The sequence below is a fragment of the Nocardioides furvisabuli genome (assembly GCF_021083185.1).
Lineage (GTDB): Bacteria > Actinomycetota > Actinomycetes > Propionibacteriales > Nocardioidaceae > Nocardioides > Nocardioides furvisabuli.
The window spans coordinates 378,469-392,165 of the sequence record NZ_JAIGQB010000005.1 but is presented as its reverse complement, the minus strand read 5'-3'; the positions used below and the strand labels follow the sequence as shown (position 1 = coordinate 392,165).

Here is a 13,697-nt window from a genome sequence, read left to right as displayed (position 1 = left end):
GACGTTTCGACACCTCGCAGCCTCGAGCGGGGGCACCAGCCTGCTACGACGCCATGCCGATGTCGTGAGACATCACTATTCCGATGTCGTGAGACACCCCATTCCGATGTCCTGAGCCAGCACACTGCCGGAGGCGCCGATCGGCGGCAGCACCCAGCAGGGTGCTGCCGCTCTTCGTTTCCCGGATTCCACTGCCGGTGACCGGCGTCACCCATCCGTGCCTGCGTCGTTGATCGCGCGAAGGAGCTACCGGCCGGTCACATGGGATGCGGTCGCATCGTCGGCTCCCGATCCTTGGGAGGGACCATGAGGGGCCACGCACGACGCACCATCCACCGCCGGGCGACCGCGGCGCTCAACGTCGGGCTCAGCGCCGGGCTCGTCGTCGGGCTCGTCCTCGGCACGGGCACCACCGCACCCGCGACCGCCGCCGAGGCAGCCACCGGGGCGAGTGCCGCAATGGCTGCCCGCGCCGACCGGCCCAGCAGCTTCGGCTATCGCGGTGACGTCTACGGCGTGAAGCTGGTGACCGACAGCGTGGAGGCGCTCAACGTCAAGGACGCCCACGCGCAGCAGCTGTGCACGCGCGCAGTCGGGAAGGTCGTCGAGGCGGACAGCATCGCGTCGGTGCCGGACAACCCGCTCATCAACGTCTCGGCCAGCACCAGCCGCACCGAGACGTACGTCGACGGCGCCACGCACGGCGTGCGCGGGACGAACACCATCGGTGACATCAGCATCGGCGGCACCGTCGGGCCGCTCACCACGCCGAAGCTCGTCATCAAGGGGCTCCGCACGACGGCCCACGCCTTCCACACCCCTCAGGGCTACGGACACGACGAGGGCTTCACCTTCGCGAGCATCTCGCTGAGCCTGCTCGACAACACGGTCGTGGAGAGCCTGCCGCCCGAGCTCCAGGAGCTCCTCGCGCCCCTGCAGCAGGTCACCGACACGGTCTTCACCGGCACCCAGCAGGCAGCCCACGAGGTCTTCCAGGTGCTGGGCGACGTCACCGGGCCGATCCAGATCCCCGGCCTCGGCAGCATCGCCCTCGGCTACGAGAACGGGCGGGCCAACGACCACAACGCGCAGTCGCAGGCCTCCGCCCTGCGCATCGAGGTCACCGCGGGCGAGCGGCGCCAGCTCGTCGAGCTCGGCACCGCGCGCGTGCGGATGGGTGGCCCCGCCCCCGTCGGAGTCTTCCGCTCCGGCGGCACGGCCATGGACTACCAGGCCCTCCAGGGAGCCCTGAAGTTCGGCAACGTCCAGCACAAGGCGCTGCCGTGCCAGGGCTCGCAGGGACGCACCCAGACCTACCGGGTCCCCCACGCCAGCCAGCTCCTCCCGGTGCCGGTGCTGCTCGAGGGCGTCACCTACCAGGTCAACGGAGACCAGTCCCGGGCCAAGCGGGTCGCGAAGGGCTGGTCTCGCACCGCGATCCGGTCGGTGTCCATCCCCACCGCCCAGCTGGTCATCAGTGACGTCAGCTCGCGCGCGGCGATGCGCCGGAAGGCCGGCAAGCGGGTGCGCTCGAAGATCTCGACCGCCATCGGGTCCATCACCGTCGGCGGGCAAACCGTGGAGGTCCCGGCGCCCGGGGGCGTGGTCGAGCTCCCCAACGGCGCGGGCGAGATCCAGCGCCAGCTGGTCGACACCGGGTTCCGCGGCTCGCAGGTCATCGGCCTGCGGATCAAGCTCTACTCCGAGGCCGTGGTCATCGACCTGGCCCGCACCGCGGGCCGGATCCACCCCTACTGATCGGCAGCCCGCCGCTCAGCAGCCCCGCAGCTGCGCGTCGCTGCGGGCCTCGCGCCCCAGGCGCCGGGCCTGCGCGACGTCGGGGAACACCACGCTCGCCGCACCGACGAAGCCGATCCGGCCGCGGACGACGCACGTGGTGATCTTCGACGGGACGACCTGGGCCACCGCCTGGGCGAGCTCGAACAGCTCGGCCGGCGAGGCGTTGGTGTCGGTGTGCTCCAGCACCGTCAACACGCCGCGCTCGATGAAGCCGGGCACGTCGGCCTGCGCGCGGATCCGCGCGTGGATCCCGCGCAGGGTGCGCTGCTGGTTGGCCGAGCGGTCGAAGTCGCCGCCGGCCAGGCCGTAGCGGATGCGGGAGAAGGCCATCGAGCCGTAGCCGTCGAGGTGGATCCGGCCCTTCGCGAACCCCTCCTTCTTGAGGTTGGGGTCGGAGAACCGGCGCGGGTTGTTGACGGTGATGCCGCCGATGTCGTCGACCATGTCCTCGAAGAACGGGAAGCGCGTCACCATCACGTAGTCGGGCTCGATGCCGATGAGGTTGCTCATCGCCCCGGCCATGCCGCGCGGGCCGGCGAAGTAGAGCGCGGAGTTGATCTTCTCGCGGCCGTGGCCCGGGATGACGACCCACGAGTCGCGGGGTACGCCGATGGCGGTGGCGGCGCCGGTGCGGGTGTTGATGCCGACCATCTGCAGCGCGTCGCCGCGGGCGCGGGTCATCGCCTGACCGGGACGCGCGTCGGAACCGACGGCGAGGATCCACACGACGTCGGCGCCCCCGGTGGCCACCCCCTGGGCGTGACGGATCTTCACCAGGCTGACCTCGGAGGACTGCACCGAGGACTGCGGGACCACCAGCGCGGTGAGGGCCAGCAGGCCGACGAGGACCGCCGCCCGAACGGCTCGTCGGGCCCGGAGCAGCGTGGTCGACGGGGAGGTCATCGAGTCGTTCCCTTCGCCAGGTCGTAGCCGAAGATGCGCCACGCGCCGCGCTTGTGGGTGAGGAACAGTCGTCCGCGCACCGTGGTGGTCGCCGGTCGCTCCCCCGTGCTGTCGAAGCGGAGCAGGACGTGGGCGGTGACGCTGCGTGCCCGTCCCTGCGTGGCCAGGATGTCGAGGGAGACCGTGCGCCGCCGCGGCGTCACCGCGTCGACGTACGGGGCTCGGGTCTGGTTCGTGAGCAGCGCCTTTTCGGCGCGGGCCCGCTGCTCGGCGCCGTCGGTGAAGCCCGGGAAGGCCGACGGGAAGCTGCGGCGCGGGTAGGTGCCCCCGAGGTAGGCCGCGTCCCACCAGCGGTCGACGACCGCGCCGACCTCGGTGCGTACGGCCTTGCGACGCCGGTCGGGAAGCCGTCCGTGCACGCGACGGATCCGGGTGCGCGTCTCGACCGGGTGCGAGGCCAGGCTCGCCTGCGCGTCGCTGCGGCTCAGCCGCTCGGGCGCCGCGGAGGGCTCCGAGGTCGACCGGCAGGCCGTCGCGGACAGGGGGACGAGCAGGGCGAGCGCGAGCGCCGCACAGCGGCGGGCCCACGGGCTGCGGCCCTGCGAGGGGCTAGGCATGTACGACTCCAGCGGGGTGGAACGGGGTGTGGGCCACACCATGCCTCAAACCCCGAGCCCGCCCCTGCATTTGCGGGCGTGTGCGACTAGCCTTGTCAGCGCCCTAGACAGGCACAGTTGTCAAACCCATGCGCGAAGAGATCTGGAAGAGGCGAAACAAGCGTGGCGCAGTCCCCGAACGGGCAGTCCGGCAACCAGTCATCGGTTGCACCTTCATCCGACCTGGGAGCCAACGAGTGGCTCGTGGACGAGATGAAGGAGCAGTACGACAAGGATCCCTCGAGCGTGGGTCCGGAGTGGGCTGCATACTTCGGCAACGGGGCCTCGACCTCGTCCGCCACCCCTGCCGCACCGGCGAAGGCCGCGGCTCCCGCGCCGACGAAGGCCGCGACGAAGGCCCCGACGAAGGCCCCGGCCAAGGCGCCCGCCCCCGCTGCTGCGAAGCCCGCCACGACGACCGCCGCGAAGCCGGCCGAGAAGCCCGCAGAGGCGCAGAAGTCGCCCGCGAAGTCGACGCCGCGCCCCGCGGCCGCCGCCGAGGAGCCTGCCAAGGGCACGAGCACGCCTGTGGCCAAGGACCCGAAGCCGGCAGCGCCGTCGCAGACCAGCGACGCCCCCACCTACACCGTCCTGCGCGGCGCCCCGGCGCGCACCGCGGCCAACATGGACGCCTCGCTGTCGGTGCCCACCGCCACCTCGGTGCGCTCGGTGCCGGTCAAGCTGCTGTGGGACAACCGCACCGTCATCAACAACCACCTCGCCCGCGCGCGCGGCGGCAAGGTCTCCTTCACCCACCTGATCGGCTACGCGCTGGTCAAGGCCCTGCGCTCGATGCCGGAGATGAACGTCGGCTACGAGGTCGTCGACGGCAAGCCGAACCTCATCACCCCGGCCCACATCAACCTCGGGCTCGCGATCGACATGAAGAAGCCCGACGGCACCCGCCAGCTGCTGGTGCCGAGCATCAAGGGCGCGGAGTCCATGGACTTCGCCGGGTTCTGGACGGCGTACGAGGACGTGGTCCGCAAGGCGCGCGACAACAAGCTCACCGTGGCCGACTTCCAGGGCACCACGATCTCGCTCACCAACCCCGGCGGCATCGGCACCGTGCACTCCGTGCCGCGCCTGATGGCGGGCCAGGGCGCCATCATCGGCGTCGGCGCGATGGAGTACTCCCCCGAGTGGCAGGGCGCCTCCGAGGAGGCGATCAACCGCAACGCCATCAGCAAGGCGATGACACTGACCTCGACCTACGACCACCGCGTCATCCAGGGCGCGCAGTCGGGTGAGTTCCTCAAGCGCGTGCACGCCCTGCTCATCGGCGAGAACGACTTCTACGACGAGATCTTCCGCTCCCTGCGCATCCCCTACGAGCCGATCCGCTGGGCGCGCGACGTGGTCGCCAGCCACGACGACGACATCGTCAAGCAGGCGCGCATCCTCGAGCTGATCCACGCCTACCGGGTCCGTGGCCACCTGATGGCCGACACCGACCCCCTCGAGTACCGCCAGCGCAGCCACCCCGACCTCGAGATCGAGTCGCACGGCCTCACGCTGTGGGACCTCGACCGCGAGTTCGCCACCGGCTCGTTCGGCGGCGAGGGCCGGCGCTTCATGAAGCTGCGCAACATCCTCGGCATCCTGCGCGACTCCTACTGCCGCACCACCGGCATCGAGTACATGCACATCATGGATCCCGAGCAGCGCAAGTGGATCCAGGAGCGCGTGGAGCAGCCGCACGTGAAGCCCCCGCGCGAGGAACAGCTGCGCATCCTGCTCAAGCTCAACCAGGCCGAGGCCTTCGAGACGTTCCTCCAGACCAAGTTCGTCGGGCAGAAGCGCTTCAGCCTCGAGGGCGGCGAGACCACGATCCCGCTGGTCGACGAGGTGTGCGAGGCGGCAGCCGAGGCCGGGCTCGACGAGGTCACCATCGGCATGGCGCACCGCGGCCGGCTCAACATGCTCGCCAACATCGTGGGCAAGAAGTACAGCCAGATCTTCCGCGAGTTCGAGGGCAACATCGACCCGCGCACCGTGCAGGGATCCGGTGACGTGAAGTACCACCTCGGTGCCGAGGGCGAGTTCGTCGCGGGCTCGGGCGACAAGATCAAGGTGTCGGTCGCTGCCAACCCCTCGCACCTCGAGGCGGTCAACCCGGTCCTCGAGGGCATCGCGCGCGCCAAGCAGGACATCCTCGACCAGGGCGAGAAGTTCCCGGTCCTCCCGCTGCTGGTGCACGGCGACGCCGCGTTCGCCGGCCAGGGCGTGGTGGCCGAGACGCTCAACCTGTCCCAGCTCCGCGGCTACCGCACCGGCGGCACCGTGCACGTGGTGATCAACAACCAGGTCGGCTTCACCACCGCTCCGGGGTCATCGCGCTCCTCCCTCTACGCCACCGACGTGGCGCGGATGGTCCAGGCGCCGATCTTCCACGTCAACGGCGACGACCCCGAGGCGTGCATCCGCGTCGCCCGACTGGCGTTCGACTACCGCCAGACGTTCAACAAGGACGTCGTGATCGACCTCGTGTGCTACCGCCGTCGCGGTCACAACGAGGGCGACGACCCGTCCTACACCCAGCCGCTGATGTACGACCTGATCGAGCAGAAGCGCTCGGTGCGCAAGCTCTACACCGAGTCCCTCATCGGTCGTGGCGACATCACGATCGAGGAGGCCGAGCAGGTCCTCAAGGACTACCAGCAGCAGCTCGAGCGGGTCTTCACCGAGGTGCGGGAGGCGAGCTCCGAGGCACCGACCGAGTGGACGACCGTGCCGGACTACCCGGACAAGCCGACCGGGGACTTCTCCACGGCGGTGACCCCCGAGGTGCTCAAGAGGATCGCGGACAGCTACGTCACCCCGCCCGACGACTTCACCGTCCACCCGAAGGTGATGCCGCAGCTCCAGCGCCGCTCCGCCGCGATCACCGACGGTCCCATCGACTGGGGCACCGGCGAGATCCTGGCGTTCGGCTCCCTGCTGATGGACGGACGCCCGGTCCGGCTGGCCGGGCAGGACTCGCGCCGCGGCACGTTCGTGTCGCGCTTCGCGACCATCATCGACCGCACCAACGCCGATGAGTGGACGCCGCTGACCAACCTCACCGAGGACCAGGCCAAGTTCTACGTCTACGACTCGCTGCTCTCGGAGTACGCCGCGCTCGGTTTCGAGTACGGCTACTCCGTGGCCCGTCCCGAGGCGCTGGTGCTGTGGGAGGCGCAGTTCGGCGACTTCGTCAACGGCGCCCAGACCGTCATCGACGAGTTCATCTCCGCCGGCGAGACCAAGTGGCGCCAGCAGTCCGGCGTCGTGCTGCTGCTTCCCCACGGCTACGAGGGCCAGGGTCCCGACCACTCGTCGGCGCGCATCGAGCGCTTCCTGACGATGTGCGCCGAGGACGCGATGGTCATCGCGCAGCCCTCGACCCCGGCGTCGTACTTCCACCTGCTGCGTCGGCACTCGCTCGGCGAGGAGCACCGGCCGCTGATCGTCTTCACCCCGAAGTCGATGCTCAAGCGCAAGGAAGCCGCCTCCAAGCCGGAGGACTTCGTCGGTGACACCACCTTCCGGCCGTTCATCGGCGACGACGCCGCCGACCCCGCACAGGTCGAGACGCTGATCATGTGCTCGGGCCGGGTCACCTGGGACCTCATGGTCGAGCGGAGCAAGCGCGACAACGGCGCGCAGTTCGCCATCGGCCGGATCGAGCGGCTCTACCCGAACCCGGTGGAGGAGATCAAGGCCGAGATCGCGAAGTACCCGAACCTCAAGGCCATCCGCTGGGTGCAGGACGAGCCGCGCAACATGGGCCCGTGGCCGCACTACCAGCTCAACGTGTGGCCCGGGCTCGACCTCCCGGTCGAGCCGGTCACGCGCCCTGCGTCGGCCTCGCCCTCGGTGGGCACGGTCAAGCGCCACGTGGAGGAGCAGAAGACGCTCCTCGACGCGGCCTTCGAGACGCCGCGCGACCGCGGCAACGACTACTGAGGCACGCAGGGAGAACCACCGGTGTACTTCACCGATCGCGGGATCGAGGAGCTCGAGCGGCGCCGGGGTGACGAGGAGGTCACCCTGGCCTGGCTCGCCGAGCAGCTGCAGGCCTTCGTCGACGCCAACCCGGAGTTCGAGGTGCCGGTCGAGCGGTTGGCCACCTGGCTGGCCCGCCTCGACGACCCCGAGGACTGAGCCGACGTGACCAGCGGACTCGCCGCCGACCTCGGCTACGCGCACTCCTCGGCCAACCCGCTGCACCGCCTGGTGCGCTGGGGCGCCGGGACCAGAGGTGGGGGGTGGGTGTTCTCCCACACCCTGCGCCGCCTCGACAACGTCGTGGTCCGGCTCTCCCGTGGGCGCCACAGCGCGCCGGGCCTGCTGGCTGGCGTGGCGGTGCTGGAGGTGACGACGACCGGGCGCAAGTCCGGGCAGCGGCGCACCAGCCACCTCATCGCGACGCCGTACGCCGGCACGCTGGCGCTGCTCGGGACCAACTTCGGCCAGGCCTCGACGCCCGCGTGGGTGCTCAACCTGGAGTCCGACCCTCGCGCGACGGTCAGCTATCGCGGCGTCGCGCGCGAGGTGGTGGCCCGCCCGACGACACCCGCCGAGGCCGACGAGGTGTTCGCGCTGGCCGGGCGCTTCTACCCCGGCTACGTCAGCTACCGCAGCCGCGTCGGCACGAAGCGGCGGATCCGCGCCTTCGTGCTGGAGCCCGCCTGATCAGGTGCCGGGTCGTGGCACCACCGGGCGCACGGTCACGTCCGGGATGGTGGCGTCCGCCGGCAGGTCGATGACGTGCACGATCGTGTCGACAACGGTGTCGACGCTGATCCAGCGCGAGGCGTCGTAGGTCCGGCCCTCCTGCTCGTGCACCTTCTCCTGCATCGGGGTGGCGGTGCGGCTGGGGTAGACCGTGCTCACCCGGACGCCGTGCTCGACCTCCTCGGCGCGCAGCGCGTCCGCGAAGGCGCGCAGCCCGAACTTCGAGGCGGCGTACGCCGACCACTCGGCGTTGGCGGTGAGCCCGGCCGAGGAGTTCACGAAGACGATCGTGCCGTGGCTGGCGCGCACGTGCGGCAGGAGCTCACGGGTCAGCACCGCCGGGGCAGTGAGGTTCACCGCGATCTGCTCCTCCCACTCCGCGAGCCGCAGCCGGTCGACCCTGCCGAGGTCGACCACGCCCGCCACGTGCAGGAGCGTGTCGACCTCACCGTCGACCTGGCGCCCGAGGCCGTTGAGCGTGCCGGGATCGGCGAGGTCCGCGACGAGCAGCTGCGCGCGCGGGAAGGTGCGGCCCAGCTCGTCGGCCCGGGCCGTGCTCCGCGCGACGAGGACCAGGTCGTCGCCGCGGTCGCCCAGCCGGTGCGCCAGCGCGAGCCCGATGCCGGACCCGGCACCGGTGACGACGTGCCTCACCGCGTGAAGACGATCTTGCCGAAGACGTCGCCCCCGGCCATCGCCGTGAAGCCGTCGTGCGCCTGCTCCATCGGGATGGCACGGTCGACAAGCGGGCGGGCGCCCGTGGCGTCGAGGAAGCGGACCAGCCGGTCGAGCTCGGCCCGGGTGCCCATCGTGGAACCGATGACCGAGAGCTGCTTGAAGAAGATGTGCGTCAGTCCGGCGTCGCCGACGTCGGGCCCGGACGTCGTGCCGCTGATGACGATGCGGCCACCGGGGCGCAGCGAGCGGATCGAGTGGGTCCAGGTCGCCTTGCCGACGGTCTCCATCACCGCGTCCACCTTGACCGGCAGGCGGGCGCCGGACTCGAAGACCTCGTGCGCACCGAGCTCGAGGGCGCGCGTGCGCTTGGTCTCGTCGCGGCTGGTCGCCAGCACCGTCAGGCCCGCGGCGCGACCCAGCGTGATGAGGGCGGTGGCGACACCGCCGCCGGCGCCCTGCACGAGGATGGTCTCGCCGGGCTGGCACGCACCCTGCACGAAGAGCATCCGGTAGGCGGTGAGCCAGGCGGTCGGCAAGCAGGCCGCCTCCTCGAAGGACAACGAGGCCGGCTTGGGCACCAGGTTGCGGCGCGGGACGACGACCTGGTCGGCGAAGGTGCCCTGGTGCCGCTCGGAGAGCAGCGAGCGGCCCGGGTCATCGGCCTCGTCGCCGGTCCAGGCCGGGTCTCCGATGACACCGTGGACGACCACCTCGTTGCCGTCCTCGTCGACCCCGGCGGCGTCGCAGCCAAGGATCATCGGCAGTGCCTCCTTCCGCAGGCCCACGCCGCGCAGCGACCAGAGGTCGTGGTGGTTGAGGCTGGCGGCCTTGACGGTGACCGTGGACCACCCGTCGGGGGCCTCGGGTGCGGGGCGCTCCCCCACCACCAGCCCGCTCATCGGGTCGTCGAAGGAGAAGGACTCGGCGTAGACGGCGAACATTCCCCGACCTTAGCGACTGGGCGGCGTCAACCGGTGGCAGGTCCTCACTGCGAGCTGTCAGGTCGGCTGCGTGGGCATCGACGCACGCCCCTCGTCCGTCGCCGAGACGTACCTGGCCACCGACCGGCCCGTCTGGTCCGGCGCTGCCGGGTCAGCGGCGAGCGACCCCGTCGGCTCGAGCAGCAGCAGCCACGGCCTCGCGCACCGCACCCGGCACCCGGGGGTCGAACGGCGACGGGATGATCAGCTCCTCGCTCAGCGCGTCGCCGACCAGCTCGGCGAGCGCGTTCGCGGCGGCGACCTTCATCCCCTCGGTGATCGCGGTGGCGTGCACGTCGAAGGCCCCGCGGAAGATGCCGGGGAAGGCCAGGACGTTGTTGATCTGGTTCGGGAAGTCCGAGCGACCCGTGGCCACGACGCGGGCGTACTTGTGCGCGAGGTCCGGGTGCACCTCGGGTGTCGGGTTGGCCAGGCCGAAGATGATCGCCTCGGGCGCCATCGAGGCGACGATCTCCTCGGGCACCTGCCCGCCGGAGACGCCGATGTAGACGTCGGCACCGTCCATCACGTCGGCCAGCGTGCCGCGACGGCCGAAGACATCGGCGGTGTCGCGGGCCAGCGCGGACTTGACCTCGGTGAGGTCGTGACGCTCGGAGTTGAGCACGCCCTGCCGGTCGAGGACCGCGATGTCGCGCACGCCGGCCTCGAGCAGGATGCGCGCCACCGCCACCCCGGCGGCACCGGCGCCCTGGATCACGACCCGGGCGGTGCCGGGATCGCGACGGGTGAGCCGGAACGCGTTGGTCAGCGCGGCGAGAGCGACGACCGCGGTGCCGTGCTGGTCGTCGTGGAAGACCGGGATGTCGAGGCGCTCCTTGAGCCGGGCCTCGATCTCGAAGCAGCGCGGCGCCGAGATGTCCTCGAGGTTCACGCCGCCGAAGCTGGGGGCCAGCCGGACCACGGTCTCGATGATCTCGTCGACGTCGGTGGTGTCGAGGCAGATCGGCACGGCGTCGACGCCGCCGAACTGCTTGAACAGCACCGCCTTGCCCTCCATCACGGGCATCGCGGCCGCGGGGCCGATGTCACCGAGGCCGAGGACGGCGGTGCCGTCGCTGACGATGGCGACGACGTTGGGGACCCATGTGTAGTGCTGGGTCATCGACGGGTCCGCGGCGATCGCCTCGCACACCCGCGCCACACCGGGGGTGTAGGCGAGCGAGAGCTCGTCGGGACCGGTGAGGGCGACGGTCGAGACGGTCTCCAGCTTGCCGCCGACGTGCAGGTCGAACACGGGATCGCCTGGGTGCGGGTGCGAGGCCATGTCGGCGATACTCGCACAGCTCAACGGGCGCGCAGGGCCCGTCCCACACGTGGGGAAGGCCACACCCGCAGGCGTACGACGCCCAGCACCGCCTCCTCGGCCACCGGCCCTCGGTGCCGCGAGTCCACGCCCTCGTCGGGGTTGTCGCTCACCAGCCACCAGCCCGACCGCCCGGACGCCGTACGCCGCCGGTCCAGGGCGCGCTTGACCGCCAGCGTCCCGTCCGGGAAGCGCGCCACCACCAGGGAACCCGGCCGCACCTGCGCGCCGTACCTCACGAGCAACCGATCACCGTCGCGCAGCGCGGGGAGCATCGAGCGCCCACCCACGCGGGCGAGACCCCACTGACCCGCACGTTCCACGCGGAGTAGTGTCGCAGGAGAGCAATTCCCCGACGTTCGAGAGGTTGCACATGCTTCGCACTTTCTTCGCCCCGACCATCGAGGTCTCGGCCCACTGCGACCTGCCCTGCGGTGTCTACGACCCCGCCCAGGCGCGCATCGAGGCCGAGTCGATCAAGGGCATCATCGCCAAGGTCGCCGACAACGACGACCCCGACTTCCGCACCCGCGCGATCCTCATCAAGGAGCAGCGCTCGGAGCTCGTGAAGCACCACCTGTGGGTGCTGTGGACCGACTACTTCAAGCCCCCGCACTTCGAGAAGTACCCCCAGCTGCACACGCTGTTCAACGAGGCCACCAAGCTCGCCGGCGCCTCGGGCACCAAGGGTGAGCTCGACGCGGCCAGGGCCGACGAGCTGCTCGCCAAGATCGACGAGATCGCCGAGATCTTCTGGGAGACGAAGAAGGCCTGAGCAGGCACCGCGGAGCGGGGACTGCTCAGGACTTCTTCCGAGCGGCTTGCCGCTCCGCACCTTCCGAGCGGCTTGCCGCTCCGCACCTTGGGCGGCTTGCCACTCCGCACCGTCTGGGCGGCTTGCCGCTCCGCACGTCACCTCCACGCACGCCGTCCCGGTCCACGCAGACCGGGGCGGCGTCGTGCATCCTCGGACCTGTCGACCCGAGAGGATCCCCCGCGATGATCGAGGAGGTCCGCCTGCGCGACGGCACCGACGCGATCGTCGTACCCCTCGTCCGCCCGGCGTGCACCGCATCGTGACCGAGGTCTTCGAGGACAACCCCGCGTCCTCGGGGATGCTGCGCCGGCTGGGTCGCGTCACGGAGCAGGACGACGGCTTCGGGGTGTACGGCGTGGTGGTCGAGCTCGGCGCAGCGCCCGGGCGTACGACCGACGAGGCGGCGCCCCGGGACGTCCGGCAGGCCCCGCTGCTGCAGGACAGGCGCACCGCCACGCACTGCGCACGCGTGACCATGTCTGCCCCTGGTTCCGCCCTCAGCCGGGCTAGGGTGTGGCGAGCACAAGCGCCTCGACGACGGGACTGGACGCTGATGGCAGATCACACGGGGGGCTCTCGCGCCGATGTCGAGCTCCGCATCCCCGCCGAGGGTGCCTACGCCTCGGTGGTCCGCACCACGGCCGCCGGGCTGGCCGCTCGGCTCGACTTCACGATCGACGACATCGAGGACCTGAGGATCGCGATCGGCGAGGCCACCGCGCTCGCGATGCCGGCCGCCGACCCGGGTACGGACCTGGTGGCGTGCTTCCACTTCGGCGCGGGGGCGCTGACCGTCACGCTCGAGACCGAGGCGGCCGACGAGCCGACGCTCGACACCGAGAGCTTCGCCTGGCAGGTGCTGGACACGATGGCGCGGGACGCGTCCGCGGGCTCCGAGGACGGACGGTTCCACGTCCGGTTCACGGTGACCTCGAGCGTCACCGCGGGAATGACGGGTGCCGAGCTCTGACATGAGCGCAGACACGGGGGACGACCTGGCGGTGGGGGCCGCCCTGGACCGGGAGGACGACGACGTCGTCCCCACCGGTCTCGAGCACGTACGCGCGCGCAGCGCCGAGCTGTTCGCGCTGATGCGCGACACCGACGCCGGCGACGCCCGGCGCGCCGGCGCGCGCGACGACCTGGTGCACCTGCACCTCTCGCTCGTCGAGCACTGCGCGCGGCGCTTCCGCAACCGCGGCGAGCCCTTCGAGGACCTGGTGCAGGTCGGCACCATCGGGCTCATCAAGGCGGTGGACCGCTTCGAGACCGATCGGGGCGTGGAGTTCTCGACCTACGCCACCCCGACGGTCATCGGCGAGATCAAGCGCCACTTCCGCGACAAGGGCTGGGCGATCCGGGTGCCGCGGCGGCTCCAGGAGCTTCGCATGCAGATTGGCGGGGCGACGGGCGAGCTGACCCAGGCGCTCGGCCGCTCCCCCACCCCGCGCGAGCTGGCCGGGGTCATCGGCTGCTCGGTGGAGGAGATCATGGAGGGCATCGAGTCCTCCCACGCCTACGCCACCTTGTCGCTCGACGCCTCCGACGACAACGACGACGGCCCGCCGGCGATGCTCGCGACGCTGGGGGTCGAGGACGCCAGCATCGAGCACGTCGAGATCCGCGAGTCGATCAAGCCGCTGCTGGAGGGGCTCGGCGAGCGGGAGAAGCGCATCCTGCTGCTGCGCTTCTTCAAGAACATGACGCAGTCGCAGATCGCCGCGGAGATCGGCGTCTCGCAGATGCACGTCTCGCGCCTGCTCACCCGCACGCTGACCCAGCTGCGGACCTCGCTCGAGGCGGAATGACCCGGGCCCCGC

General features: G+C 71.0%; 13 protein-coding genes. 7 read left to right on the top strand and 6 right to left on the bottom strand.

What is annotated here, in order from left to right:
- Positions 1-306 precede the first annotated feature (306 nt).
- Positions 307-1,758 (top strand): choice-of-anchor P family protein, encoded by a 1,452-nt coding sequence (locus K4G59_RS12965; protein WP_231251468.1) that lies wholly within the window; start codon positions 307-309, stop codon positions 1,756-1,758.
- A 15-nt stretch (positions 1,759-1,773) separates the two neighbouring features.
- Here K4G59_RS12965 and K4G59_RS12960 read toward each other — a convergent pair whose 3' ends face one another.
- Both K4G59_RS12960 and K4G59_RS12955 read right to left on the bottom strand, forming a co-directional pair.
- The gene (locus tag K4G59_RS12960) at positions 1,774-2,703 is read right to left on the bottom strand and encodes an LCP family protein (protein WP_231251467.1); all 930 of its coding nucleotides are present in this window, start codon (positions 2,701-2,703) and stop codon (positions 1,774-1,776) included.
- Positions 2,700-3,320 carry a hypothetical protein gene (locus K4G59_RS12955; RefSeq protein ID WP_231251466.1) on the bottom strand — a complete coding sequence of 207 codons (621 nt, stop codon included), beginning with the start codon at positions 3,318-3,320 and terminating at the stop codon, positions 2,700-2,702. The genes K4G59_RS12960 and K4G59_RS12955 overlap by 4 nt, the downstream gene beginning before the upstream one ends.
- A 162-nt stretch (positions 3,321-3,482) precedes the next feature.
- Between K4G59_RS12955 and K4G59_RS12950 the strand changes: the two genes are divergently transcribed.
- Genes K4G59_RS12950 through K4G59_RS12940 form a run of 3 tightly spaced genes read left to right on the top strand, consistent with a single transcriptional unit; the run spans position 3,483 to position 8,036 of the window.
- Positions 3,483-7,307, top strand: a complete 3,825-nt coding sequence (locus K4G59_RS12950; protein ID WP_308189395.1) for a multifunctional oxoglutarate decarboxylase/oxoglutarate dehydrogenase thiamine pyrophosphate-binding subunit/dihydrolipoyllysine-residue succinyltransferase subunit — start codon at positions 3,483-3,485, stop codon at positions 7,305-7,307.
- A gap of 21 nt (positions 7,308-7,328) precedes the next feature.
- Positions 7,329-7,505 (top strand): DUF6104 family protein, encoded by a 177-nt coding sequence (locus K4G59_RS12945; protein ID WP_207084593.1) that lies wholly within the window; start codon positions 7,329-7,331, stop codon positions 7,503-7,505.
- Positions 7,506-7,511: 6 nt separating this feature from the next.
- A complete protein-coding gene (locus K4G59_RS12940; protein WP_231251465.1) occupies positions 7,512-8,036 on the top strand; it encodes a nitroreductase family deazaflavin-dependent oxidoreductase in 525 nt (174 codons plus the stop codon).
- Here the strand turns inward: K4G59_RS12940 and K4G59_RS12935 are convergent, their stop codons facing one another.
- The 4 genes from K4G59_RS12935 to K4G59_RS12920 form a co-directional block, all read right to left on the bottom strand.
- Positions 8,037-8,732, bottom strand: a complete 696-nt coding sequence (locus K4G59_RS12935; RefSeq protein ID WP_231251464.1) for an SDR family oxidoreductase — start codon at positions 8,730-8,732, stop codon at positions 8,037-8,039. It abuts the gene before it with no gap.
- Positions 8,729-9,697, bottom strand: a complete 969-nt coding sequence (locus tag K4G59_RS12930) for a zinc-binding dehydrogenase (protein WP_231251463.1) — start codon at positions 9,695-9,697, stop codon at positions 8,729-8,731. The genes K4G59_RS12935 and K4G59_RS12930 overlap by 4 nt, the downstream gene beginning before the upstream one ends.
- Before the next feature lie 151 nt (positions 9,698-9,848).
- Positions 9,849-11,021, bottom strand: a complete 1,173-nt coding sequence (locus K4G59_RS12925) for an NAD(P)-dependent malic enzyme (protein ID WP_231251462.1) — start codon at positions 11,019-11,021, stop codon at positions 9,849-9,851.
- 20 nt (positions 11,022-11,041) lie between these two features.
- Positions 11,042-11,383 (bottom strand): S24 family peptidase, encoded by a 342-nt coding sequence (locus tag K4G59_RS12920; protein ID WP_231251461.1) that lies wholly within the window; start codon positions 11,381-11,383, stop codon positions 11,042-11,044.
- Positions 11,384-11,433: 50 nt separating this feature from the next.
- Here K4G59_RS12920 and sodN point away from each other — a divergent pair, with 50 nt between their 5' ends.
- From sodN to K4G59_RS12905, 3 genes are all read left to right on the top strand, one after another.
- On the top strand, positions 11,434-11,835 hold the full coding sequence (gene sodN, locus K4G59_RS12915; RefSeq protein WP_231251460.1) for a superoxide dismutase, Ni: 402 nt from the start codon (positions 11,434-11,436) through the stop codon (positions 11,833-11,835).
- 289 nt (positions 11,836-12,124) lie between these two features.
- Positions 12,125-12,847 carry an ATP-binding protein gene (locus K4G59_RS12910; RefSeq protein WP_231251459.1) on the top strand — a complete coding sequence of 241 codons (723 nt, stop codon included), beginning with the start codon at positions 12,125-12,127 and terminating at the stop codon, positions 12,845-12,847.
- A gap of 1 nt (position 12,848) precedes the next feature.
- Positions 12,849-13,685: an RNA polymerase sigma factor SigF gene (locus K4G59_RS12905; RefSeq protein ID WP_231251458.1), complete on the top strand. Its 837-nt coding sequence runs from the start codon at positions 12,849-12,851 to the stop codon at positions 13,683-13,685.
- The last annotated feature ends 12 nt before the right edge of the window (positions 13,686-13,697 follow it).

Bases quoted from the DNA above. Each gene is read 5' to 3' on its own strand.
- sodN (WP_231251460.1), top strand. From the start codon at position 11,434: ATGCTTCGCACTTTCTTCGCCCCGACCATCGAGGTCTCGGCCCACTGC.
- K4G59_RS12955 (WP_231251466.1), bottom strand. From the start codon at position 3,320: ATGCCTAGCCCCTCGCAGGGCCGCAGCCCGTGGGCCCGCCGCTGTGCG.
- K4G59_RS12965 (WP_231251468.1), top strand. From the start codon at position 307: ATGAGGGGCCACGCACGACGCACCATCCACCGCCGGGCGACCGCGGCG.
- K4G59_RS12960 (WP_231251467.1), bottom strand. From the start codon at position 2,703: ATGACCTCCCCGTCGACCACGCTGCTCCGGGCCCGACGAGCCGTTCGG.
- K4G59_RS12905 (WP_231251458.1), top strand. From the start codon at position 12,849: ATGAGCGCAGACACGGGGGACGACCTGGCGGTGGGGGCCGCCCTGGAC.
- K4G59_RS12925 (WP_231251462.1), bottom strand. From the start codon at position 11,021: ATGGCCTCGCACCCGCACCCAGGCGATCCCGTGTTCGACCTGCACGTC.
- K4G59_RS12930 (WP_231251463.1), bottom strand. From the start codon at position 9,697: ATGTTCGCCGTCTACGCCGAGTCCTTCTCCTTCGACGACCCGATGAGC.